Source organism: Georgenia yuyongxinii (assembly GCF_006352065.1).
GTDB classification, from domain to species: domain Bacteria; phylum Actinomycetota; class Actinomycetes; order Actinomycetales; family Actinomycetaceae; genus Georgenia; species Georgenia yuyongxinii.
The window spans coordinates 3342967-3366114 of record NZ_CP040915.1; the positions used below are offsets into that span (position 1 = coordinate 3342967).

Below are 23148 nucleotides of genomic sequence, written 5' to 3' on the forward strand. Positions count from 1 at the left end.
GGAACAAGCACGCGGCCATCCGGCCCGCGTGGCCACCGACCGGGGCCACCCGGCGAAGAAGCCATAGGGAGAGTGCATCATGAACCGCGCAGCCGCCTATTTCGTCACCCTGTACACCGCCGTCGGCGACCGCATCGAGGGCCGGAGGGATCGCGGCGCCACCGCGGTCGAGTACGGCCTGCTCGTCGGCCTCATCGCCGTCGCCATCATCGCGGCACTCGTCATCCTCGGACCGCAACTCGCCGCGCTGTTCACCTCGGTGAGCGACGAGCTTCCTGTTCCCGCCGGCGGCTGACCACTGCACAGCGCCACCCGGCGCAGCGATCCTCCTGACCGCTGCGCCGGGTTGGCCGGCGGGATGACCCACACATCTGGGGAGGTGCGAGCTCATGAAGCGACACCGCGAGCGCGGCGCCGCCGTCGTCGAGTTCGCCCTCGTGCTGCCGCTGCTCCTGCTGCTCGTTCTCGGCATCGTCGAGTTCGGCCGCGCCTACCACCTGCAGACCCAGCTCTCCGGCGCCGCCCGCGAGGCCGTCCGGGAGATGGCCCTGCACAACGACCCGACCGCCGCACGGGCGACCGCAAAGGCGTACGCCGCCGGGCTGAACCTCACCAACGCGCAGATCAGCGTCACCCCGACCACGTGCCTCAGCAGCGCGAGCGCACCGACCGCGACGGCCACCGTGACGGTGACCTACCCCATGGACTTCCTCACCGGCCTCGTCGGGGCCGACTTCACCCTCACCGGGAAGGGGACGATGCGATGCCACGGCTGAGCCGCGAGCGCGGCGCCATTAGCGTGATGGTGGCCCTGCTGGCCGTGCCGCTGATCGGGTTCGCCGCCATCGCCGTCGACGTCGCGGCGATGTGGTCCGACCGTCAGCAGCTCCAGACGGGAGCGGACGCCGGCGCGCTGGCGATCGCGCAAGACTGTGCGCGCGGCGACTGCCGCACGCCCGGCCAGACCGCCGCCGGGATGGCCGAGGCCAACATCAACGACGGCGAGGCCACCGCCGTCGTCACCGACCCCGCCCTGACCCCGGCCACCGGCCGCGTGACGGTCCGGACCTCGGGGACCACCGAGCACTGGTTCGCCCCGGTGCTCGGATTCGACGCCCTCGCCATCACGACGACGGCGACGGCCGCGTGGGGCAGCCCGACCGGCGGCACCGCCATGCTGCCGCTCGCCCTGCACCGGTGCGAGCTCACGGCCCAGATCCGGGCCCAGGGCGGCAGCCTCACCACGCCCAGCCCCGTGATGCTGACGATCCTGCCCTCCAAGGACCTCAGCCACTCCAAGCTCCCCGCCGACTGGCCGTGCGAGGCCACCCCGTCCGGCAACCACGTCCCGGGTGGCTTCGGCTGGCTCAAGTCGGACCCCGGCACCTGCCGGAGCACGAGCAGGATCGACGACCACGTCGAGGGCTCGGACCCGGGCAAGAGCCTGCCGTCCAGCTGCGAGCGATCCGACATCACCGCGCTGCGCGACGCCACCGTGCTGCTCCCGGTCTACGACGAGTACGGCGGACAGGGCAACAACGCCTGGTTCGACATCATCGGCTACGCCGCGTTCACCCTGAAGGGCTACGCATTCGTCGGCCACGGCGGCGACACCTGGGGCGTGCCGTGCCCGAAGTCCGTCAACACTTGCCTGAGCGGCCGCTTCGTCGAGTTCGTCGACCTGAGCACCGCCTTCCGCTACGGCGCCGGGGCGCCGGACCTCGGCGCCAGCATCGTGGCGCTGGTGGAGTAGTGAGCCAGATGAAGAGACGCCTCCTCGCCGCCGTCGCGGCCCTGGTGCTCGCCATTACCGGCGGCGTGCTGCTCCTGGGGTATGTGGCCGGGGCCGACGCCCGCGCCCAGGCCGGGATGGCGCCCGCCACCGTGCTGGTGGCAACCGAACCGATTCCCCAGGGCACCGGGGCGGCGGACGTGGCGGCCCTGGTGACCGCCCGGGAGATCCCCGCCGTCGCCGTCGTGCCCGGGGCACTCGCCAGCCTGGACGACGTCGCCGGGCTGGTGACCGCCGCGGGCGTCCACCCGGGCGAGCAGCTCCACGGGGGCCGGTTCACCGACGCCGACACGGCCGCCGCCACGGGTCAGGTCGAGATCCCCGCGGACCTGCACCAGGTGTCGGTGCTCCTGGACCCGCAACGGGTGGTCGGGGGCCGGCTCGTCGCCGGTGACACGGTGGCGGTGTTCGTCTCGCTGCGCGACCCCGCCCGCACCCACGCCGTCCTGCACAAGGTCCTGGTCGCGAACGTCCAGGGCGGGGTCGCCGCCCCGGCCCGGGACGGCGTCGCGACGGCGGGCGTCACGACGGACGGCGCGGCGGCGGACCCGGAGGCGCCCGCCGCGTCGCAGCCGGTGCCCGCCGAGAGCGTCCTGGTCACGCTGGCCGTCAGCGCCGCCGACGCCGAGCGCGTGGTCTTCGGCGCGGAGCACGGCACCCTCTGGCTCTCCCTCGAAAGCGCCGACGCACCCGAGCAGGGCACCCGCATCCTGACCGAGGAGGACGTTCTCGGATGAGCATCTTGCTGGCATCGGCTTCGGCCGACCTCACCGACCGCGTCCACCAGGCCACCGGCGGCCGGCTGGTCGTGCTGTCCGGGCCCGCCCCCGCCGAGCCCGGCCCGCTGCTCGCGCAGCCCGGCGGCCCGCCGGACATCGTGCTCCTCGACACCCGGCTGGGCACCGAGCAGTGCCTGGAGCTGGCCGCCGGCCTCGGGCACCAGAGCCCGGGCACCAGCGTCGTCCTGCTCAGTGCGGACGCACCGCGGATCGGCCTGCTCGCGTTGCGCGCCGGCGCGTGCGACGTGGTGGACCCCGACGCCGACGTCGCCGAGCTCACCCAGGCCATCGACCGCGCCTGGCAGCTCGCCCGCGCGCGACGACCGCTGCCCACTGCCCCGGCTGCCGCGGCGATCGCCGCGGTCGGGGCCGGACCCGCGGCACCGCCCGACGGGGGCCGGGTGATCAGCGTGCTGTCCCCGAAGGGCGGGGTCGGGAAGACCACAGTCGCCACCAACCTCGCCGTCGGGCTGGCCCGGGCCGGCCATGCCACGGTGCTGGTCGACCTGGACGTGCAGTTCGGGGACGTCGCCAGCGCGCTGAACCTCTCGCCCGAGTACTCGCTCTCCGACGTCGTGCGCAGCGGCGCGGGCCGTGACGCCATGGCCCTCAAGACGCTCCTGGCCCGCCACGAGACCGGGCTCTTCGTCCTGTGCGCGCCGGAGTCCCCCGCGGCGGCGGACGACATCACCGGGGCCGACGTCGACGGGCTCCTGCGCGTGCTCGCCTCGCAGTTCTCCTACGTCGTGGTCGACACCGCCCCCGGGCTCTCCGAGCACACCCTCGCCGCCGCGGACCAGACCACCGACCCGGTGCTGCTCACCAGCATGGACGTCCCGGGTGTGCGGGGGCTGCGCAAGGAGCTCGACACCCTCACCCAGCTCGGCATGTTCCTCGACGCGCGGCACGTGGTGCTGAACTTCACGGAACCGCGCGGTGGCCTGTCGGTCGGTGACATCGAGGCGACGATCGGCACCGGCGTCGACGTCCGGCTGCCCCGCTCCGAGGCCGTGCAGGCCTCGGTCAACGAGGGAGTGCCGCTGCTGCAGAGCGGGCGGCGAGACCCGATGACCTCCCAGCTGCACCGCCTGGTGGACCTGTTCACCCCCGTCCCCACGCTCGTCGCCGAGCCCGGGCGGCGCCGCGCACGCCACCGGGGGGTCCGGGTGGGGTCGCGATGAACCTGGCCGAGCGGCTCCGGAGCGTCCGGGGGGACGGCGGACCGGCAGTCGAGCCGCCCGCACGGGTGCCCGGCGTGCCCGCTGGCACGGTGCTCGCGGGCACGGTGCCGGCGGCGGCACCACCGGCCGGGGCCGGTCCGGCCGGGTCGGCAAGGGCAGGGGCCGCGTCGACCGCGTCGACCGGGTCGGCGCGGGTCATGGCCGCGCCGGCAGGGCCAGTGAAGGGCGCAACGGCGACGGCCTGGGCTCCACCGGCGACACGTGCGCCGGCCCCGTCCTCACCAGCCACCGCGGTCCCGGCGTCGGCCGCCGTCCCCGGGTCCGACGCCTTGACCAGGCTGAAGGATCACGCCGCCACCGCCCTGTTCCAGCGGATCGGGGCGCGCCTGAGCGATCCCGCGCTCGGTGAGGACCAGCTCCGGGCCCTGGTCCACGCCGAGCTGAACCAGGTGGTCGAGGAGGAGCAGGTGCCCCTCACCGGGGAGGAGCGGCGCCGGCTCATCCGTGAGGTCCTCGACGACGCGCTCGGTCTGGGCCCCCTGCAGCGGCTCATCGACGACGAGAGCGTCACGGAGGTCATGGTCAACGGGCCGGACATGGTCTACATCGAGCAGCACGGCAAGCTGACCCGCACCGGCGCACGGTTCACGTCCGAGGAGCACCTGCGCCGCGTCATCGAGCGCATCGTCTCCCGGGTGGGGCGGCGCATCGACGAGTCGTCACCGATGGTCGACGCCCGCCTGGAGGACGGCTCCCGCGTCAACGCGATCATCCCGCCCCTGGCCTTCAGCGGCTCCACCCTGACCATCCGGAAGTTCTCCCGGGACCCGTTCCAGGTGGAGGACCTCATCCGGTTCGGCACCCTCAGCCCGCAGATGGCCGACCTGCTGCGCGCCTGCGTGCAGGCCCGGCTGAACATCATCGTCTCCGGCGGCACCGGCACCGGGAAGACGACGCTGCTCAACGTGCTGTCCTCGTTCATCCCCGACGGCGAGCGCATCGTCACCATCGAGGACGCCGTCGAGCTCCAGCTCCAGCAGGACCACGTGGTCCAGCTCGAGTCCCGCCCGCCCAACAGCGAGGGCCGCGGCCAGGTCACCATCCGCGACCTCGTGCGCAACTCGCTGCGCATGCGACCCGACCGCATCGTCGTCGGCGAGGTCCGCGGCGGGGAGTCCCTGGACATGCTCCAGGCGATGAACACCGGCCACGACGGCTCGCTGTCCACCGTGCACGCCAACTCCCCGCGCGACGCCGTCGCCCGCCTCGAGACACTCGTGCTCATGGCCGGCATGGACCTGCCCCTGCGGGCCATCCGCGAGCAGGTCGCCTCCGCAGTCGACGTCATCGTCCAGCTCACCCGGCTGCGCGACGGCACCCGCCGGGTCACCGCCATCACCGAGGTCCACGGCATGGAGGGACAGACCGTCACGCTCCAGGACGCTTTCCTCTTCGACTACGCCGCCGGCGTCGACCCGAGCGGCCGCTTCCTCGGCTCCACCGTGCCCACCGGGGTGCGTCCCCGGTTCACCGACCGCTTCGCCGACCTCGGCATCGCGTTGCCGCCGCAGATCTTCGCGATGGCCGGCACGGGAGGCTTCCGGTGAGCGTCGCCGTCGTCGCGGCGGGCTGCTGCGCCGCAGCGGTGTTCCTGACCGCCTACCTCCTGCTCGCCCCGCGGCCCCGGCGGCTGGCCAGGGCCCGACGCCGGCCCGGCGTCGCCCCAGGCCCGGGGCTCCTTACCGGAGCCGCCGAGCAGGCAACCGGCGCCGTGGAGCGGATGATCCGCCGTCGCGGCGGCCGGGTGCCGGCGCTGGAACGGGCCGGCGTGCGGATGCGCCCGCAGGACCTCGCGGTGCTCGTGGTCGTCGCCGCCCTGGTGACCGGCGCGGCCGGCCTCGCGCTGGGTGGGCCGCTGCTCGGCCTCGTGCTGGCCGCGGCCGCTCCCGTGGCCGTGAAGGTGTGGCTGGCGCGCCGGGCCGAGAAGCGGCGGCGCGCGTTCGCGGACCAGCTCGACGACTCGCTCCAGCTCCTGGCCGGCAGCCTGCGCGCCGGCCACAGCCTGCAGCAGGCGCTCGCCTCCGTGGCCCGCGAGGCGGAGGAGCCGACGTCGGAGGAGTTCGCCCGGGTCATCAACGAGACCCGCGTGGGCCGCGACCTGGGCGAGGCGCTGAACGAGACCGCCGCGCGCATGGGCAGCCAGGACTTCGTCTGGGTCACCCAGGCCATCGCCATCAACCGGGAGGTCGGCGGGAACCTCGCCGAGGTGCTCGACGGAGTCGCGCACACGGTCCGCGAACGCCACCAGATCCGCCGCCAGATCAAGGCGCTCGCCGCCGAGGGCAAGCTCTCCGCGATCGTCCTCATGCTCCTGCCGGTCGGGATCGTGGGGTTCTTGTCCCTGACCTCCCGCAGCTACCTGGCCGCCTTCACCCAAAGCCCGCTGGGCTACGCCCTCATGGTGCTCGGTGCCGTCCTGCTCCTGGTCGGCGGCGTGTGGATGCGCAAGGTCGTCAGTTTCACCTTCTAGAGAAGGAGCCCCGGTGCCGCCCCTGCTCGCCACCCTCGCCGCCGCGATGCTCGCCGGCTCGCTGGGCACCTTCGCGTGGCTGCTGCTGGCCGGCCCCGGCGGGTCCCGGCGACGCACCGTGACCAACCTGCACCGCGGCCTCGCGGTCGAGGCGCCGGCTGCCCCGGCCGGCCGGCGCGGCCGCGTGGGCCACGCCGTCCGCCGCCTGACGCCGTCGGCCTCGCTCCGCGCCCTCGACCGGCTGCACGCCCGCGCGGGGCGGCCGGCGGCCTGGCCGCTCGACCGCCTCGTGGCGGCGAAGCTCGCACTGGCCGCCGCATCCGCGGTGGTGACCCTCCTCCTCGTCGCTGCGGCGCCGGGGCCGGTGCCCGTGCTGCTCGGGGCGGTGACCACGATCGTGCTGTACTTCCTGCCCGAGCTGCTCCTGCTCAGCCGCGGCATGGAGCGGCGTGAGCGGATCCAGGCCGAGCTGGCGGACACCCTGGACCAGATGACCATCGCCGTCGAGGCGGGTCTCGGCTTCGACTCGGCGATGGCGCGCGCCGGGCAGAACGGCACCGGCGCGCTGGCCGACGAGCTGCTGCGGACCCTGCAGGACATCCAGCTGGGCCAGGCCAGGCGGCAGGCCTACGAGGCCCTCGCCACCCGCGCCGACGTCCCCGACCTGCGCCGCTTCGTTCGCGCCGTCGTCCAGGCCGACGCGTTCGGCATCGCCATCGGCGACGTGCTGCGCACCCAGGCGGGCGAGATGCGGCTCAAGCGGCGGCAGCGCGCCGAGGAGAAGGCGATGCAGATCCCGGTCAAGGTGATCTTCCCGCTGATGCTGTGCATCCTCCCGGTGCTGTTCATCGTGCTGCTGGGTCCAGCGGTGATGGACATCATGCAGGCGTTCGGCTGACCGGCGGCCCGACCAAGTCGCATCACGACCCAATCCACGCATATCTGGTATTTGTCTGACTCAATGTGCCCTGCGTAACATTCCGGCAGAGATCAGGACTCGACGGGGAGGGGCGATGGAGCTACGGCACCTGCGGTACTTCGTCGCCGTCGCGCAGCACCGGCACTTCGGCCGGGCCGCGGACCATCTCAACATCTCGCAGCCGCCGCTGTCCCAGCAGATTCGCCAGCTCGAGCGCGAGCTCGGCGCCGAGCTGTTCGCGCGGACCACCCGCCGCGTCGAGCTCACCGAGGCCGGACGCGTCTTCTACCCGGACGCGGTAGCCATCCTCGCCGAGGTCGACGCCGCCCGGGCCCGCGTCCAGGCGTTGGCGGAGGGCTGGTCAGGCCTGCTCCGGATCGGCTTCGCGGGCTCCGCCTCCTACCGGCAGCTGCCCCAGGTGGCGCGCCTCGTGCAGCACTACCTGCCGCACGTCGAGCTGCAGATGAGCTCCGAGATGCTCACGCCCGAGCAGGAGCAGGCCTTGGCGGAGTCCCGGCTCGACCTCGGCATCCTGCGGCCACCGGTCCGGGTCCCGGGCATCGCCACCCGCACGCTCGCCAGCGAGCCGCTCATCCTGGCGGCTCCCGCCGGCCACCCCCTGAGCGCCCGCGAGGAGATCAGCGTCGCGGACCTCGCCGGCGAGGCGCTGCTGACCTACCCCGGCGCACGCTCCGTCGTCGCCGCGCGAGTGGCAGAGACCCTGCGCGAGGCCGGCACCACCATCGGGCGCAGCCGCGACGTCGCGCAGACCTCCAGCATGATCGCGCTGGTAGCCGCCGGCATGGGCGTCGCCCTCGTGCCGGACTCCGTCCGGGCGCTCACCATGGAGGGCGTCACGTACCTCCCGGTCACCGACGCCGGCACCGTCGACCTCGCGCTGGCCTGGCGCGAGGACGAGACCTCCCCGCTGATCGTCCGGTTCCGCGACCTGCTCCTCACCCACCTGGCAACGAACAAGCACGAGAAAGCGGCCTGACGGCCCGAGTTCACAGAGCCTCATCCAACCGACCAACGCACCCACACCGGAAACAAGGGAGTTCCCCGATGAACGCACACGTCGACGTCCCCGCGGCCGCCAAGTCCGGCGCCAAGGCCACCGACAAGTTCCTCACCAAGAAGGTCACCGCGGACAGCTCGCCCGAGCGAGTCTCGGCGATCCTCGACGACACCCTCGGCGCGCTCTTCGAGGTGATCCACAAGCACAAGGTCACCTACGCCGAGTACGACGTACTGAAGTCCTGGCTCATCCAGGTCGGCGAGGACGGCGAGTGGCCGCTGTGGCTGGACGTCTTCCTCGAGCACGAGATCGAGGACGTCAACACCGCCCACCGCAAGGGCAGCAAGGGCTCCATCGAGGGCCCGTACTACGTGCCCAACGCCCCCGAGCTGCCTGCACGCTGCACCATGCCGATGCGGCCGGACGAGAAGGGCACCCCGCTACGCTGGACCGGCCAGGTCACCTCTGTCGACGGCACCCCGCTCGGCGGCGCGACGGTCGAGCTGTGGCACGCCGACGACGACGGCTACTACTCCCAGTTCGCCGAGGGCATGGGCATCCCCGAGTGGAACCTGCGCGGCACGATCGTCACCGACGACGAGGGGCGGTTCGAGATCGACACCATGCAGCCGGCCCCGTACGCCATCCCCACCGACGGCGCGACCGGCCAGATGTGCCTCGCCGCGGCCTGGAGCCCGTTCCGCCCCGCGCACCTGCACATCAAGGCCTCCGCGCCCGGGCACGAGCAGCTGACCGCCCAGCTGTACTTCCAGGGCGGGGTGCACACCGACGACGACATCGCCAAGGCGGTCAAGCCCGAGCTCATCTTGGCCCCCACTCCCCGCGCCGACGGCAAGGGCAGCGAGGTCCACTACGGCTTCGTGCTCGACCCGGCGTGACCGTCGGCTCGACCGGCCCAGCCGCGGCGTGACCGTCGGCTCGACCGGCCCAGCCGCGCCGCGACCGGCCGCGCAATGACCCGGCCGCGCCGCGCGTGGCACCTGTCCCGAGCCCGAGGAGGGGCATGAAGATCACCCGGGTGGAGACCATCCCCTTCGCCATCCCGTACACCCACCCCTTGCGCTTCGCCTCGGGCGAGCAGCACGTGGCCGAGCACGTGCTCGTCCGGGTGCACGCCGAGGACGGCGTCGTCGGCACCGCGGAGGCGCCGCCCCGGCCCTACACCTACGGCGAGACTCAGGACTCCGTGCGGGCGGTGGTGGAGAAGGTCTTCGCCCCGCAGGTCGTCGGTCTCGACCTGCTCGACCGGGAGAAGGTGCACGCGCGGCTGAACCGCACCGTCGCCAACCCGGCCGCGAAGGCCGCCGTCGACATGGCACTGTGGGACGCCATCGGCCAGACCCTGGGCCAGCCCGTCACCAAGCTCCTCGGCGGTTACACCGACCGCATGCGGGTCAGCCACATGGTCGGGTTCGACGAGCCGCAGAAGGCGGTCGACGTCGTCGCCGAGTTCATGCAGCGGTACGGGATCACCACCTACAAGGTCAAGGTGGGGCGCCGGCCCTACCGCCTCGACGTCGCCGTCGTGCGGGCGCTGCGTGAGCACTTCGGGGACGCCATCGAGCTCTATGTCGACGGCAACCGGGGCTGGACGGCCAGCGAGGCCGCCCGCGCGCTGCGCGAGATGGACGACCTCGACCTCACGCTCGCGGAGGAGCTCAACCCGGCCGACGACGTCCTGGGCCGGCGCTGGCTCGTCGAGCGCACCGCCATCCCGTTCGTGGCCGACGAGTCGGTGCCGGGCCCGGCCGAGGTCGTGCGGGAGCTGCTCGGCGGGTCGGCGACCGCCATCTCGATCAAGACGGCCCGTACCGGCTTCACCTACTCCCAGCGCGTGCACTTCCTGTGCGAGTCGCTCGGGGTGGAGAACGTCATGGGCAACCAGATCGACGGCCAGGTCGGCACACTCTGCTCGGTGACCTTCGGCGCCGCGTACCGGGGCACGTCCGCCCGGGCCGGGGAGCTGTCGAACTTCCTGGACATGGCCGACGACCTTCTTGCCGAGCCCCTGCAGATCGTCGACGGCGAGCTGCACGTCCGCGATGTGCCGGGCACCGGCGTGCTGATCGACGAGGAGAAGCTGACCAGGTACCGCACGGACCGCTGAGCAGGGCACCATCCGACCCCACCGCCCCACCGACCCCACGAGAGGACCCCACATGCTCTACCTCGTCCATATGGACGTGCACATCCCCGACACCGTGCCCGCCGAGCAAGCCGCGGAGATCAAGGCCCGGGAGAAGGCTTACTCCCAGGAGCTGCAACGGGCGGGCGTCTGGGCGCACCTGTGGCGGGTGGTCGGGGAGTATGCCAACTACTCGGTGTTCGACGTCGAGAGCAACGACCAGCTGCACGAGGTCCTGTCGAACCTGCCGCTCTTCCCGTACATGACGATGACGGTCACGCCCCTGGCCCAGCACCCGTCCGCGGTGGTGGTGGCGCCGTAGTCCGCGGCACCATGCCCCCGCTCATCGAGGGCGCATCGTCGGGGTTGCCTCATCGACCGACCGTCGTCGGGCCGAGCGAGGGTGGCCGGCGACCCTCGGTCGGCCCGACGCCCCTCGGTCGGCGTGAGCGCCTTTGGTCGGCCAACGAACGGCGCCCGGTCCCCTCAGGGTGACCGGGCGCCGTCGTGCCTCAACAGCTCAGCGGGCGGCCAGCCGCTCCGCGGTGTCGACCACGTTCGCCAGCAGCATCGCCCGGGTCATCGGGCCCACCCCGCCCGGGTTGGGCGAGAGCCACCCCGCGACCTCGGCGACGCCGTCGGCCACGTCCCCGCGCAGCTTGGCCTTGCCGGTGGCGGGGTCGACCTGCCGGGAGACGCCGACGTCGAGCACGATCGCGCCGGCCTTGACCATGTCCGCGGTGATGATGCCGGGCTGCCCGGCTGCCGCGACGACGACGTCGGCCTCGCGCACGTGCTTGGCGAGGTCCGCCGTGCCGGTGTGGGTCAGGGTGACGGTGGCGTTGACGTCCTTGCGGGTGAGCAGCAGGCCGATGCTGCGGCCCACGGTGGTGCCGCGCCCGACGACGCACACCTCCGTGCCGGCCAGGTCCAGCCCGTGCCGGGCCACCAGCTCGAGCACCGCACGCGGCGTGCACGGCAGCGGGGAGGTGACCTCCTCCTTCACGCGCAGCACCAGCCGGCCGAGGTTGGTCGGGTGCAGGCCGTCGGCGTCCTTGGCCGGGTCGACCATCTCCAGGATCGCGTTGGTGTCGATCCCGCGCGGCAGCGGCAGCTGCACGATGTACCCGGTGCACGCGGGATCGGCGTTGAGGCGCGCGACGGCGGCCTCGACGTCGGCCTGCGAGGCGGAGGCGGGCAGGTCCTCGCGGAGGGAGGCGATGCCCACCTCGGCGCAGTCGCGGTGCTTGCCAGCCACGTAGGCCCGGCTGCCCGGATCGTCGCCGACCAGCACCGTGCCCAGGCCCGGGGTGATGCCCCGGGCGGCGAGCCCGGCGACCCGCTGAGCGAGCTCGGCCTTGATGGTGGCGGCGGTGGCCCGCCCGTCGAGGACCCGTGCGGTCACTGCTGCAGGCCGGGGTAGAGCGGGAAGGCGTCGGTCAGCGCCTTCACGCGCGCCCGGGCGGCGTCCACGTCGGTGCCGGCGCCGCCCACGAGCGTGGTGGCGATGATGTCGGCGACCTCGGTGAACTCGGCGGCGCCGAACCCGCGGGTGGCCAGCGCCGGCGTGCCGATGCGCAGGCCGGAGGTCACGCGCGGGGGGCGCGGGTCGAACGGGACGGCGTTGCGGTTGACGGTGATGCCGGCCGCGTGGAGGAGGTCCTCGGCCTGCTGGCCGTCGAGGGCGGAGCTGCGCAGGTCGACCAGGACGAGGTGGACGTCGGTGCCGCCGCTGACCATGGCGACGCCGGCGTCGCGTACGTCCTGCTCGGCGAGGCGCTCGGCGATGATCGAGGCGCCCTCGACCGTGCGGCGCTGGCGGTCCTTGAACTCCTCGCCGGCGGCGATCTTGAACGCGACCGCCTTGGCGGCGATGACGTGCATGAGCGGGCCGCCCTGCTGGCCGGGGAAGACGGCGGAGTTGAGCTTCTTGCCGAAGGCCTCCTCGTCGCGGGCCAGCAGGAAGCCGGAGCGGGGGCCGCCGATGGTCTTGTGGACGGTAGAGGAGACGACGTCGGAGTACGGCACCGGGGACGGGTGCAGGTCCGCGGCGACCAGGCCCGCGAAGTGCGCCATGTCGGTCCACAGGTAGGCACCGACCTCGTCGGCGATCTGCCGGAACGCGGCGAAGTCGAGCTGGCGCGGGTAGGCGGACCAGCCGGCGATGATGACCTTCGGGCGGGCCTCGAGGGCCTTGGCGCGCACGGTCTCCATCTCGATGCGGTGGCTCTGCTCGTCCACGCCGTAGGAGGCGACGTGGTAGAGCTTGCCGGAGAAGTTGATCTTCATGCCGTGCGTGAGGTGCCCGCCGTGGGCGAGCGAGAGGCCCAGGATGGTCTCGCCGGGGTTGGCCAGCGCGTGCAGGACGGCGGCGTTGGCCTGGGCGCCGGAGTGCGGCTGGACGTTGGCGTACGCGGCGCCGAACAGCGACTTGGCCCGGTCGATGGCGAGGTTCTCGGCAATGTCGACCTGCTCGCAGCCGCCGTAGTACCGCTTGCCGGGGTAGCCCTCGGCGTACTTGTTGGTCAGCACCGACCCCTGCGCCTGCAGGATGGCGCGCGGCACGAAGTTCTCGCTCGCGATCATCTCGAGGGTCTCGCGCTGGCGGGCGAGCTCGCCGTCGAGCACCGCCGCGATCTCGGGGTCGAGCTCGGCGAGCGACTGGTTGGCCACGGACGTGGCGCTGCCTGGGGTGGTCTGGCTCATGCTTCCTCCGCTGGTCCGCTCACGCACACGGTGTGCGCGCGCACTCGGTGTGGTGACTCTCGGCCCAGGCGGACGACCTCGAATCGGTGCTGCTCGCCGCTCCCTGGTGGTCAGTCCACCTCAGGCGCCAGTCGCGACGCGGACGAGACTACCCGAACCGGCGTGCCCTCTTTCATGCCGGCGAGATGTCAACTGCTCCACGAGATCTCATCTCACGCTTATTTCTTCGTCCTCAGGGCGCGACGTCGACGTCCGGCAGCTCAGCCTCGGCGTCCGGCTCGATCTCGCCCAGGATCCGGCGCAGGTAGGCGTAGGTGAGGTCCCCGGTGTGCTGGTCGTACTGGTGCGCGTAGCCCTGCTTGGCGTACATCGCGAGGTTCTGCTTGGAGTCCTGGCCGGTGAAGACCCAGACCTCCTTGGTCTGCTCGGGCAGGTACTGCAGCACCGCCATGAGCAGCTGCGTGCCGATTCCCTGGTTCTGCAGGTCCGGCACGACGGCGAGCCGGCCCAGGTTGGCCTTCTCGGCCTCCAGCTCCACCCGGATCGACCCGACGAGCCGGTGCCCCGCCCACGCACCGAGCGTGACGACGTCGGCCCGCTTGATGTCCGCGATCAGCTCGGTGAGCGACTGGGTCAGCGCGGGCAGGTTCGGGTCCCCGTACAGCTGCGCCTCGGTCACAAATGCCGCGCGTCGCACGGTGAGCAGCTCGCCTGCCTCATCTTCGGTGAGGAGGTCGATCCTGACGTCGTCCATGGGCACAGTCTGACATCCGCGGGGTAGGACCGGACGCCGAGTCCGCACTTCCGGACGCCGAGTTCGCGCTTCCGGACGGCGGCGGCGTGGCGCAGGCCCGGTGGACTACCCTCCGGCGGGTGAGCGCCGCACATCTCGTCCTTGCCCTCTCGTGCCCCGACCGCCCGGGCATCGTCCACGCCGTGTCCGGGGTCCTCGCCGAGCACGGCGGGAACATCACCGAGTCCCAGCAGTTCGGCGACCCCTCCACCGGCCTGTTCTTCATGCGCGTGCAGGTCGAGACCCAGGCGCCGCGCGCCGAGGTGGAGGAGGCGATGGCCGCGCTCGCGCACAAGTTCGACATGACGTTCCGCCTCGACGACGTCGGCCGCCCGCAGCGCACGCTCATCATGGCGTCGAAAGAGGGGCACTGCCTGTCCGACCTGCTGTTCCGCCAGCGGTCCCAGCGCCTGCCGATCGACCCGGTCGCCGTCGTCGCCAACCACCCGGACCTGGAGCCCATCGCCGCCTTCTACGGCGTCCCGTTCCACCACGTCCCGGTGACCCGCGAGACGAAGGACGAGGCGGAGGCCGAGCTGCTGCGGATGGTGCGCGACCTCGACGTCGAGCTGGTGGTGCTCGCCCGCTACATGCAGATCCTCTCCGACCGCCTCTGCACCGAGCTCGCCGGCAACGTCATCAACATCCACCACTCCTTCCTGCCCAGCTTCAAGGGCGCCCGCCCCTACGCCCAGGCGCACAACCGCGGCGTCAAGCTCATCGGGGCGACGGCGCACTACGTCACCGCCGACCTCGACGAGGGCCCGATCATCGAGCAGGACGTCGAGCGCGTCACCCACACCGACGACGTCGCCGAGATGGTCGCCCGCGGGCAGGACGTCGAGCGGCGTGTCCTGGCCCGAGCGGTCCGCTGGCACGCCGAGCACCGGGTGTTGGTGGACGGGCGGCGCACCGTCGTCTTTTCCTGAGCGGTTCTGCCCAACGGCGGGGGTAGCGTCGGCGGGCAGCCGCCGTCCCTGTCGTCAGGCCGCCGCCGTCCCGCCGTCCGAGGAGCCCCATGACCGAGCAGTCCCCCGGCCGTCCCACCAGCGCGGCCCAGGCGGCCCGGCTGCGCGCGATGCGCACGGCGTTCGGCGCGCTGGACAAGGCCGCCCCCGACCTCGCCGCCCGCTGGGCCCTGCGGATCTGGTGCACCCTTCCCACCAACCGGGGCCGACGGCGGGACGAGCGTCCGCGGGACGGCTCGCGATCCACGGTCGCACTGTCCGATGGCCGCACGGTCGCCGTCGAGACGTGGGGCGAGGGCGACCCCGTCTACCTCGCCCACGGCTGGGGCGGGTGGCGCGGGCAGCTCGGCGCGTTCGTCGCCCCGCTGGTCGACGCCGGACGGCGGGTGGTCGGCTTCGACGCCCCCAGCCACGGCGACTCCTCCCCCGGCCGGCTCGGCCCGCACCGCAGCACCGCGGTCGAGGTGGCCGAGGCGCTCGTGGCGGTTGCCGGCGTGCACGGGGAGCCGAGCGCCGTCGTCGCCCACTCGCTGGGCTGCACCACCACGGCGCTGGCGGCCGCGGACGGCCTGCCCGTGGACCGGATCGCGCTCATCGCCCCGAGCCGCGACCTCATGGCGATGACCGACACCCTGGCCCGCACGCTCGGGTACACCGAACGGACCAAGACCCGCTTCGACCGGAAGCTCGAGGCGCTGGCCGGCCGCCCGCTCGCGGACTTCGACCTCGCGGCGCTGCCGCAGCCGCACCCGACCCTCGTGGTCCACGACCGGCTGGACAAGGAGGTCGCGTACGCCGAGGGTGCGCACGTGGCCGATGCCTGGCCGGACGCCCGGCTGCACACCACCGAGGGGCTCGGGCACCAGCGGATCCTGCGCGATCCCGACGTCGTCGCGGTGGTGACGCGTTTCATCGTCGACTAGGTGCGCCTCATCCTCGGGTAGGGGCGCCTCATCGTCGGGTAGGGGCGCCGGCCGGGCCGCACAGGGCTCGCCTCAACGTTTGCGCTTCGGCGCGGTTTCGATTCGGCACGGTTGTGCTTCGGCGCGTCAATCGCGGGTGGCATCCGGCCGCCGTGGAGCGTCAGTGCCAGGATGAGAGCGACATTCCTCGAAGGGAGCCATCATGAGCAGCGCCGCACCTCCCCCTGACCAGCCCGACCAGGATCGCCCCGAGGGCACCACGGACGACCCGCCGCGCTACCCCGCGTCCGACCCCTACGCCGTCAAGCCCGGGGAGGAGTCGTCGTCCGGCCAGGCCGGGCAGCCACAGTACGGCGAGTATGGCCAGCCGGGCGCCACGCCGCCGCAGTACGGCCAGCCGGCGGACCAGGGTCAGTACGGGCAAGGCCAGTACGGGCAGCAGTCTCCCCAGGGCCAGTACGGGCAGGGCCAGTACGGCCAGCCAGACCAAGGCCAGCCCGGCCAAGGTCAGTACGGACAGCAGTACGGCGGCCAGCAGCCGGCCCAGCAGCACGGACAGCAGGGGGCCTACGGCCAGCCGCAGTACGGCCAGGGCCAGTACGGCCAGGGCCAGTACGGCCAACAAGGCTACGGCGGCTACGGCACACCGCCCGGCACGTCCGGCCAGCCCCGCAACGGCATGGGCCTGGCGGCCCTCATCGTGGGCATCGTGTCGCTGCTGGCGGCGTGGATCCCGTTCGTCGGGCTACTCGGCGTCGTCGGCGGGATCGTCGCCGTCATCCTGGGCATCATCGCCCTGGGCAAGGTGAACCGGCGCGAGGCGACCAACCGGACCCAGTCGATCGTCGGCATCGTGGTCGGCGCGGTCGCGATCCTGCTCGGGATCGCTGCCACCGTGTTCGGTTCGGTGATCATCTCCCGCGTGGCCCCGGAGGTGTTCGGCCCCGAGTTCCAGGCGTGCGTGCGGGAGAACCCGAACGACCCCACCGCGCTCGAGCGGTGCCTGGACGACGCGAACTTCTGAACCGGGCCGCACGCGGAACGGTTGGGGCTCGCGGCCGTCGTCCCGCGGCGCGTCCTAGCCGAGACGTCAGGGTTCCCGTCGGTCCGGCTGACCGACGGGAACCCTGACGTGATGCCCCGCTGTGCCGGTCGGGCTACTTGTCCCGCGGGTGGCTCGAGCTGAACTCGTACGTCCACACCCCAGCCGCACCCGGGGCCACGACGTAGCCAGCCAGCGCACGAGCCTCGACCCGGACCGTGCCGGCGGAGCCCACCGTATGGCGGCCCTGGCGGACGACCTGCCCATCGAGGAGGTACTCCACCCCCGTCGCCTTCGGCACGATGATCGCGTCGTTGGCCGTGCCCGGGACATCGATCAGCTTGACTTCTGCTGGGGTCACCCACCGGCCGTCGGAGAACCCGATCGTCCAGCCGGCCGCGGCGCCGTCGGCAAGCAGATAGCCGGCGCCCGGGACGGCGGTGATCACGACGGTTTCGGCGCCGGGGTAAGTACCTGCCGCGACCGGCGCGCCGTCGAGCAGGTAGGTGACGTGCTCGGTCACGGGCACGGTGTACGTGTCGCTGCTGCTGCCACTGGCGTCCGTCCAGGTCACCGGTGCGGGCGTGACCTCGGGAAGGGATGCGGTGTGGAACAGCACGCCTAGGTCCTGCCAGCCAGCGGCGATCTCGGCGGTCAGCAGCCGACCCTCGGCGGCGAGGGAGTACCGAGCCCTGTTCGTCAGCAGGTGCACGGGCCTGCTTCCCTCGACGGGCTCGGCAAGGACGTGGAAGACGTTGGTGTTGTAGGAGAACCCGTCCGCTCGTGCAGCGGCCCCCTGCTCGTCCGTGACGGCGTAGCGGTAGAGCTCGCCCTTCTTGTACTGCTTCACGGGCGTCGAGCCCTCGAAGGACTCACGTGCGACGAGGAACTGCGCCACCGGGTCGTCCCAGCGGGCCGTCCTGCCCCACTCGGCCGCCTTCGTCGCGCTAGCGGTGAAGTGCGTGTTGCCATCGGCCTCCCGCAGGGAGTAGGCGACGGTGTCGAGCCGGCTCAGCAGCTCCCCTGGCGTGACGACCGGCTCCTCGGGCCGCTTGGGCAGCTCAGCGAAGGTGCCACTCCGCGGGCCGATGGCGTCGTTCGCCTGGCCGGCGATCGACGGGGCCCAGAAGTCGTAGACCTGCTGGCCGACTGTGTCGGCGATCCAGCTCGCCGGCGGCGTCGAACCGCCGTGGGTAAACCCGTCTTCCACCGGGGCGCCCGTGCCATCCTGCGGCCAGATGCCGTAGAAGTCGTTGTCCACGACGGTCCGGTCGACGAGCTGCTGGGAGACGCCGGGCTCGTTCGGGTTGAGATAGAAGGTCGCCGTCGGCGCCTCGTTGTAGATCGTGTTGCCGGTGTAGGTGTACCTCTGGCCGTGGACGAACTCGGCCTCGGGGCGCAGGTAGGTCTCCCAGATGAGCTGCGGGTAGCCGTCGGCCTGTGCACGGTCCGGATTGACGTACTCGGGGTGGGTGTCCGGGTACTCGACGTCGGCGACCGGCTTGGCCCAGAAGGCGTTGTCCCGCACGGTCAGGTCGCTGAACGAGTAGTTGATGTTCATCGTTCGGCCCCTACCGCCGATCTCGATGTTCTGGTACACCTCGATGCCGCCGTCACGGGCGCGAGTGCACAGTGTCATGAGCCCGTAGTTGTTGTCGTGGCTGTAGTTGTAGCGCCACACGGTGTTCGGCGAGTCGAGGTCGGGATCGAACGCGGCGCCGTCCTTGGCGGCGTGCGCGACGTTGTGGCCCACCTGGTTCCACTCGACGACGGCACCGTTGACATAGCTGGTGAAGACGGTGTTGCCGGCCAGGACGCGGTCGGCGTTGTTCGCCACGACGTTGTGGTGGAACGAGCCGCCCTCCATCATGCGCAGGATCGCCGCGTTCTTGCCGACGTCGAGGATCGCGTTGTAGCCGATGTTGACATCGGTGAACTTGATCTCGTCCCACGTGTGGCCGGCCCGGGTCGTGCCCTCCGTGCCAGGCTGCAGCTCCTTGTCCCGGAAGGTCGACTCCAGCCAGATGCCGGTCTGGTCGACCCGCTCGATCCGTGAGTCGGTGACGGAGATGTCATGAAAGCGGACCGGCTCGCCGTCGAAATCGTCGTCGATGAGGAAGCCGATGCCCCCGGTGCGTTTGCCGTCGTTCGAGTCGCCGGCCGGGTCGGTCTTGCCGTCGACGTCGTAGATGTCGACGTCGCTGACGTGGATTCCACTGTAGACGCTCCGGTCAGCGTCGGTGACGGCGATGTTGATGCCCTGGCGCAGGCCTCCTCCGCCACCCTCGATCGAGCGACGCTCGGAGCGGTTCGTCAGCTCGAGGCCCTCCAGGGTGACGTGCTCGGAGTTGAGCAGCTCGACGGTGGCGTAGGACCTGGCGTAGTCCGGAGAAGTCCCGTGGATCACGGGCCGCCGGTCTGCGGAGCCGTACGATCCGACGGTGATCGGGCTGTCGACCGAGCCCGCGATGTTCTCCAGCACGAGCTGACCCCGCCACTGGTCCCCGCGCTCGAAGAGCAGGGAGTCGCCCGGTCCGAGGTCGAGCGCACTGGCGCGTTCCAGCGACTTCACGGCGGTGCTGGGAGTGGTACCGGAGTTGGCGTCGCTGCCCTTGTCGGCGTCGACGTAGTAGGTGGTGCCGGGCGCGTCAGCGACAGCGGGGGCGACGGACGCCCCGACGAGTACGGCGGTCGTCACGGCACAGATGCCGAGGGGCACAGAGATTCGGGGCGTTACGCGCGGGCGCAATTGTCAGACCAATCCAAGAGGGCGTCGTTGTCCAGCCAGGTTCTGAGCAGGCTACGGAGAAGCCCCAGAAGGGACGAGGGGTTGCCACCTGTTGCTTCCGGACGGCGTCGTGCCGGTTTTCGATCTTCGCGCATCCTGCCGTGCGTCCGTGCTCCTGCCCATCAGGCCGTGCGAGGGATTGCCGGGCTCCGGAGCCCGCTCGCACACGGGTCGCTCGTTTGGCGCACTGGTCGGAAGACAGAGGCCCCCGCCCTGCCGCAGCCTGGACAGCGCTGCGGTTATCGCCTGCAGACGCACCGCGCCCCGGCTTCCCTCACGGGAGCCGGGGCGCGGATGCGTGCGTTCTTGCGGTGGCCGTTACTTCGTGGTGGCCGTGATGGTGATGCTGCCGCCCGCCGAGGACGTCACCGTCACCTTCCCGTTGCCGATGGCGGCGGTGGAGTTGCGGGCGGAGCGGATGGTCCAGCTGCCGTCCGCCTGGACCGGAGCGGTCCCGATGGTGACCCCGGCGCTGTTCTTGGCCGTGATCGTGTTGTTCGCCGTGATGGAGGCCGAGCCGACGACCCGCCACTCGCGCTTGTCGGTGCGCAGCTCGGCGGTAGCGGTGAGCTGGTCCGCCGGGGTGACCGTCTTCGGCGCCGTCGGGCCGAACGTGGCCGAGGGGCTGTCGCCCGCCGCACTGGTGGCGACGACGTCGATCGTGTACGCCTTCGAGTTCGACAGGCCGGTCAGAGTGCCGCTCGTGCCGGTCGGTCCGGTCTCCACCGCGGCCGGGGCCGGCACCGCGGGGTCGACGGGCGTCGCGGTGAGCTTGTAGCCGGTCACCGGGGTGTTACCTGCCGTCGCCGCCTGCCACTCGACCGTGACGCTGCCGTTGCCCGGCTGCACCCGCACCACGTGGGCCGCGGACGGGGCAGTGAGCTCCGGGGAGGCCAGGGTGTGCGACGTCGGCTCGGCCGCGGTGTTGCCGGTGGCGCTGGTGGCGGTCACCACCACGGAGTAGGTCGAGCCGGGCGTCAGGCCGGTGAGGTTGGCGGAGCTGGCGTTGGCGGCGGCGTTCGCCTCGGCGGCGACAGTCCCGTCCTCGGCGAGCGCCTGGACCGTGTAGCCGGTCACGCGTGTGCCGTTGGTCGCGGGGGCCGTCCAGGAGACGCGCACCTCGCCGGCGAGCGCCGCATCCTCAACCGTCACGCCGGTCGGGGCGCCGGGGGCACCGGGCTCGGCCGGGGCCTCGCCGCCCACCTCGATGGTCCCGCCGCTGGCCGGGGCACTGGCCTGGCCGTTGAGCACGACGACGGTGATCGGGTAGCTCTGGCCGTTGACCAGCCCGCGCAGCTGCGCGGAGGTGGCGTTGGCGCCGACCTTGATGCTGACCTCCTGGCCCAGGACGGTGTCCTCGGCGATCAGCTGGTAGCCGGTGATCGGGTTGGCGTCGGCCGGGACGGTGGCCGCGGTCCACGACGCCGTGATGCTGCCGTCGCCGGCGGGCGCGACGTGGACGTCGGTCGGGGCGCTCGGCGCCTGGGTGGCCGGGCCGGCCGGCCAACCGCCGAAGCCGGGCCCGCTGATCTCGCCGAACTCGGCGAGGGTCAGGCCGAGCTGGGCCTCGACACCGGTGGGCTCGGCGAGCCAGCTCAGCGCCGTGGGGGCGCCGGCGAGAGCCAGGGCGCGGTCCGCGGCGGAGTAGAAGCCGTAGGTGACGGTGAACTCGCCGTTCTCGGCCACACCGTCGACCGTGTAGCCGGTGGGGGCGTCGTCCGCGGGCCAGCCGATGGCCCGCTCGCCGATCCGGCTGGGTGCCTCGCGCATGGCGGGGTTGACGATCTCGACGGCGAGCCGGGCGGTGTTGACGTCGGCGCCGTGGCCGCCCTTGACGACCACCTGCCACTCGGCGTCGTTCGGGTCGGCGGTGGCGGGCAGGTCGACACCCTCCACGGAGGTGACCGCGGCGGAACCGGTGGTGGCGCCGTCGGACACGCCGTCCTCGAAGGTGACGGTGATGAGGTCCCCGCCGCGGATGTCCGGGGTCACGACGTCCCAGCAGGAGCCGCCGGGGTGGTTGATCTCGTAGAACCCGGTGCTGTCGACGACGCCGCGGGCGACGCCGATGAGGTCGCTCCCGCGGCGGACCTCGAACACCACGTTCTGCCCCGCCTGCGCGCTGTAGCCCTCGATGGCCACCATGTCGCGGTCGGGGAAGATCTCGATGTTGCCGGGCCCGGCGGGCGGGTTGGCCGCCATCACCGCGGTCGCCCCGGCGAGGATCAGCCCCGCCGCGGAGACGCCGACGAGACCGGTGCGCCGGCCGCGTCCCATAAGCCAGGCCGGCACCGTCGCCGACCGGGCGTTCTTCTCAGTTGTCCTGGTCATCGCTCAGCTCACTTCCGTGCTGACCTTGGGGGGTCGGCTCGACCACGGTCGGTCGAGAGGTGAGCAGCGTGGCTGGGTCGCCTTGCGAAAAGGTTGGGCTTCTCGTTCTCCCCTTGCCCCGCGACATGTCGCGGAGAAGATGACATCTCGCGCGCTATACGGCGGGGCGGAGGACTGCGGACGCCCCGGCTCCCTCAGCAGGGAACCGGGGCGTCGCGTCGGTGACGTCAGATCAGGCCGAGGCCCTGCACCGCGTCGCGCTCCTCGACGAGCTCGGCGACCGAGGCGTCGATGCGGCTACGTGAGAAGTCGCTGACCTCGAGGCCCTGGACGATCTCCCACTTGCCGTCCTTCGCCCGCACGGGGAAGGAGGAGATGAGCCCCTCGGGCACGCCGTAGGAGCCGTCGGAGACGATGGCCGCGGAGGTCCACGAGTCGGCCGAGGTGCCGTTGACCCAATCGTAGACGTGGTCGAGGGCCGCGTTGGCCGCCGACGCCGCCGACGACGCCCCGCGGGCCTCGATGATCGCCGCGCCACGCTTGGCGACGGTCGGGATGAAGTCGCTCTCCAGCCAGGCCTGGTCCACCAGGTCCGACGCCGGCTTGCCCGCGATGGTGGCGTGGAAGATGTCCGGGTACTGCGTGGCGGAGTGGTTGCCCCAGATCGTGAGGTCCTTGATCTCCGAGACGGCGGCGCCGGTCTTGCTGGCCAGCTGGCTCAGCGCCCGGTTGTGGTCCAGCCGGGTCATCGCGGTGAACCGGTCGGCAGGGACGTCGGGGGCGTTGCGCTGCGCGATCAGGGCGTTGGTGTTGGCGGGGTTCCCCACCACGAGCACCTTGATGTCATCGGCGGCGCCGGCGTTGATCGCCTGTCCCTGGGGGCCGAAGATCCCTCCGTTGGCCTCGAGCAGGTCACCACGCTCCATGCCCTTGGCGCGCGGGCGCGCGCCGACGAGCAGCGCGACGTTGGCGCCCTCGAAGCCCGCCTTGGGGTCGTCGAAGATGTCGATGCCCGCCAAAAGCGGGAACGCGCAGTCCTCGAGCTCCATGGCGGTGCCCTCGGCCGCCTTGACGCCCTGCGGGATCTCGAGCAGGCGCAGCTTGACCGGGGTGTCCGGGCCGAGCAGGTGGCCCGAGGCGATGCGGAACAGCAGGGCGTAGCCGATCTGGCCGGCGGCGCCGGTGACGGTGACGTTCACGGGTGTTGCGCTCATATCTGGCTCCTTCGTCGG

Annotated in this window: 21 protein-coding genes and 1 riboswitch; of the genes, 15 read left to right on the forward strand and 6 right to left on the reverse strand. The window is 72.2% G+C overall.

The window, feature by feature from the left end; translation table 11 throughout:
• The first annotated feature begins 79 nt into the window (after positions 1-79).
• The 12 genes from FE374_RS15125 to catC all read left to right on the forward strand — a co-directional run bounded on the left by FE374_RS15125 (position 80) and on the right by catC (position 10687).
• On the forward strand, positions 80-295 hold the full coding sequence (locus tag FE374_RS15125; RefSeq protein WP_139930014.1) for a Flp family type IVb pilin: 216 nt from the start codon (positions 80-82) through the stop codon (positions 293-295).
• A 94-nt stretch (positions 296-389) separates the two neighbouring features.
• The gene (locus FE374_RS15130; RefSeq protein WP_139930015.1) at positions 390-776 is read left to right on the forward strand and encodes a TadE/TadG family type IV pilus assembly protein; all 387 of its coding nucleotides are present in this window, start codon (positions 390-392) and stop codon (positions 774-776) included.
• Positions 764-1753 carry a TadE/TadG family type IV pilus assembly protein gene (locus FE374_RS15135; protein WP_139930016.1) on the forward strand — a complete coding sequence of 330 codons (990 nt, stop codon included), beginning with the start codon at positions 764-766 and terminating at the stop codon, positions 1751-1753. Before FE374_RS15130 ends, FE374_RS15135 begins: the two co-directional genes overlap by 13 nt.
• Before the next feature lie 8 nt (positions 1754-1761).
• Entirely contained in the window at positions 1762-2529 is a 768-nt protein-coding gene (gene cpaB, locus FE374_RS15140; RefSeq protein WP_139930017.1) for a Flp pilus assembly protein CpaB, read from the forward strand.
• On the forward strand, positions 2526-3752 hold the full coding sequence (locus FE374_RS15145) for an AAA family ATPase (RefSeq protein ID WP_139930018.1): 1227 nt from the start codon (positions 2526-2528) through the stop codon (positions 3750-3752). Before cpaB ends, FE374_RS15145 begins: the two co-directional genes overlap by 4 nt.
• A 197-nt stretch (positions 3753-3949) precedes the next feature.
• Positions 3950-5359 (forward strand): CpaF family protein, encoded by a 1410-nt coding sequence (locus FE374_RS15150; RefSeq protein ID WP_139931634.1) that lies wholly within the window; start codon positions 3950-3952, stop codon positions 5357-5359.
• Positions 5356-6282, forward strand: coding sequence for a type II secretion system F family protein (locus FE374_RS15155; RefSeq protein WP_139930019.1), 927 nt, complete (start codon positions 5356-5358; stop codon positions 6280-6282). The genes FE374_RS15150 and FE374_RS15155 overlap by 4 nt, the downstream gene beginning before the upstream one ends.
• Positions 6283-6328: 46 nt before the next feature.
• The gene (locus tag FE374_RS15160) at positions 6329-7180 is read left to right on the forward strand and encodes a type II secretion system F family protein (protein WP_139931635.1); all 852 of its coding nucleotides are present in this window, start codon (positions 6329-6331) and stop codon (positions 7178-7180) included.
• A 115-nt stretch (positions 7181-7295) separates the two neighbouring features.
• Positions 7296-8198, forward strand: coding sequence for a LysR family transcriptional regulator (locus FE374_RS15165; RefSeq protein ID WP_139930020.1), 903 nt, complete (start codon positions 7296-7298; stop codon positions 8196-8198).
• A 68-nt stretch (positions 8199-8266) separates the two neighbouring features.
• Positions 8267-9118 (forward strand): catechol 1,2-dioxygenase, encoded by an 852-nt coding sequence (gene catA, locus FE374_RS15170; protein ID WP_139930021.1) that lies wholly within the window; start codon positions 8267-8269, stop codon positions 9116-9118.
• 125 nt (positions 9119-9243) lie between these two features.
• On the forward strand, positions 9244-10347 hold the full coding sequence (locus FE374_RS15175; RefSeq protein WP_139930022.1) for a mandelate racemase/muconate lactonizing enzyme family protein: 1104 nt from the start codon (positions 9244-9246) through the stop codon (positions 10345-10347).
• A gap of 52 nt (positions 10348-10399) precedes the next feature.
• The gene (catC, locus tag FE374_RS15180) at positions 10400-10687 is read left to right on the forward strand and encodes a muconolactone Delta-isomerase (RefSeq protein ID WP_139930023.1); all 288 of its coding nucleotides are present in this window, start codon (positions 10400-10402) and stop codon (positions 10685-10687) included.
• A 198-nt stretch (positions 10688-10885) separates the two neighbouring features.
• Here the strand turns inward: catC and FE374_RS15185 are convergent, their stop codons facing one another.
• From FE374_RS15185 to FE374_RS15195, 3 genes are all read right to left on the reverse strand, one after another.
• Positions 10886-11770, reverse strand: a complete 885-nt coding sequence (locus FE374_RS15185; protein ID WP_139930024.1) for a bifunctional methylenetetrahydrofolate dehydrogenase/methenyltetrahydrofolate cyclohydrolase — start codon at positions 11768-11770, stop codon at positions 10886-10888.
• On the reverse strand, positions 11767-13071 hold the full coding sequence (gene glyA / locus FE374_RS15190; protein WP_139930025.1) for a serine hydroxymethyltransferase: 1305 nt from the start codon (positions 13069-13071) through the stop codon (positions 11767-11769). The genes FE374_RS15185 and glyA overlap by 4 nt, the downstream gene beginning before the upstream one ends.
• A gap of 55 nt (positions 13072-13126) precedes the next feature.
• Positions 13127-13216, reverse strand: a riboswitch (ZMP/ZTP riboswitch).
• Positions 13217-13303: 87 nt separating this feature from the next.
• Positions 13304-13825, reverse strand: a complete 522-nt coding sequence (locus tag FE374_RS15195; RefSeq protein ID WP_139930026.1) for a GNAT family N-acetyltransferase — start codon at positions 13823-13825, stop codon at positions 13304-13306.
• Positions 13826-13944: 119 nt separating this feature from the next.
• Here FE374_RS15195 and purU point away from each other — a divergent pair, with 119 nt between their 5' ends.
• The 3 genes from purU (at position 13945) to FE374_RS15210 (ending at position 16779) form a co-directional block, all read left to right on the forward strand.
• Complete coding sequence (purU, locus tag FE374_RS15200) at positions 13945-14793, forward strand: formyltetrahydrofolate deformylase (protein WP_139930027.1); 849 nt, start codon at positions 13945-13947, stop codon at positions 14791-14793.
• 89 nt (positions 14794-14882) lie between these two features.
• On the forward strand, positions 14883-15755 hold the full coding sequence (locus tag FE374_RS15205) for an alpha/beta fold hydrolase (RefSeq protein WP_139930028.1): 873 nt from the start codon (positions 14883-14885) through the stop codon (positions 15753-15755).
• Between the two features lie 202 nt (positions 15756-15957).
• Complete coding sequence (locus tag FE374_RS15210; protein WP_179957326.1) at positions 15958-16779, forward strand: DUF4190 domain-containing protein; 822 nt, start codon at positions 15958-15960, stop codon at positions 16777-16779.
• A gap of 133 nt (positions 16780-16912) precedes the next feature.
• On the opposite strand, the gene FE374_RS15215 is transcribed toward FE374_RS15210, so the two are convergent.
• From FE374_RS15215 to FE374_RS15225, 3 genes are all read right to left on the reverse strand, one after another.
• Entirely contained in the window at positions 16913-19495 is a 2583-nt protein-coding gene (locus FE374_RS15215; protein ID WP_139930029.1) for a hypothetical protein, read from the reverse strand.
• A 408-nt stretch (positions 19496-19903) separates the two neighbouring features.
• A complete protein-coding gene (locus FE374_RS15220) occupies positions 19904-21916 on the reverse strand; it encodes a fibronectin type III domain-containing protein (protein WP_139930030.1) in 2013 nt (670 codons plus the stop codon).
• Between the two features lie 227 nt (positions 21917-22143).
• Positions 22144-23130: a malate dehydrogenase gene (locus FE374_RS15225; protein ID WP_139930031.1), complete on the reverse strand. Its 987-nt coding sequence runs from the start codon at positions 23128-23130 to the stop codon at positions 22144-22146.
• Between the last annotated feature and the right edge of the window lie 18 nt (positions 23131-23148).

Bases quoted from the DNA above. Each gene is read 5' to 3' on its own strand.
- FE374_RS15175 (WP_139930022.1), top strand. From the start codon at position 9,244: ATGAAGATCACCCGGGTGGAGACCATCCCCTTCGCCATCCCGTACACC.
- FE374_RS15225 (WP_139930031.1), bottom strand. From the start codon at position 23,130: ATGAGCGCAACACCCGTGAACGTCACCGTCACCGGCGCCGCCGGCCAG.
- FE374_RS15165 (WP_139930020.1), top strand. From the start codon at position 7,296: ATGGAGCTACGGCACCTGCGGTACTTCGTCGCCGTCGCGCAGCACCGG.
- catA (WP_139930021.1), top strand. From the start codon at position 8,267: ATGAACGCACACGTCGACGTCCCCGCGGCCGCCAAGTCCGGCGCCAAG.
- FE374_RS15220 (WP_139930030.1), bottom strand. From the start codon at position 21,916: ATGACCAGGACAACTGAGAAGAACGCCCGGTCGGCGACGGTGCCGGCC.
- FE374_RS15205 (WP_139930028.1), top strand. From the start codon at position 14,883: ATGACCGAGCAGTCCCCCGGCCGTCCCACCAGCGCGGCCCAGGCGGCC.
- FE374_RS15125 (WP_139930014.1), top strand. From the start codon at position 80: ATGAACCGCGCAGCCGCCTATTTCGTCACCCTGTACACCGCCGTCGGC.
- FE374_RS15145 (WP_139930018.1), top strand. From the start codon at position 2,526: ATGAGCATCTTGCTGGCATCGGCTTCGGCCGACCTCACCGACCGCGTC.
- FE374_RS15135 (WP_139930016.1), top strand. From the start codon at position 764: ATGCCACGGCTGAGCCGCGAGCGCGGCGCCATTAGCGTGATGGTGGCC.
- FE374_RS15210 (WP_179957326.1), top strand. From the start codon at position 15,958: ATGAGCAGCGCCGCACCTCCCCCTGACCAGCCCGACCAGGATCGCCCC.
- FE374_RS15195 (WP_139930026.1), bottom strand. From the start codon at position 13,825: ATGGACGACGTCAGGATCGACCTCCTCACCGAAGATGAGGCAGGCGAG.
- FE374_RS15150 (WP_139931634.1), top strand. From the start codon at position 3,950: ATGGCCGCGCCGGCAGGGCCAGTGAAGGGCGCAACGGCGACGGCCTGG.
- cpaB (WP_139930017.1), top strand. From the start codon at position 1,762: ATGAAGAGACGCCTCCTCGCCGCCGTCGCGGCCCTGGTGCTCGCCATT.
- glyA (WP_139930025.1), bottom strand. From the start codon at position 13,071: ATGAGCCAGACCACCCCAGGCAGCGCCACGTCCGTGGCCAACCAGTCG.
- catC (WP_139930023.1), top strand. From the start codon at position 10,400: ATGCTCTACCTCGTCCATATGGACGTGCACATCCCCGACACCGTGCCC.
- FE374_RS15130 (WP_139930015.1), top strand. From the start codon at position 390: ATGAAGCGACACCGCGAGCGCGGCGCCGCCGTCGTCGAGTTCGCCCTC.
- FE374_RS15160 (WP_139931635.1), top strand. From the start codon at position 6,329: ATGCTCGCCGGCTCGCTGGGCACCTTCGCGTGGCTGCTGCTGGCCGGC.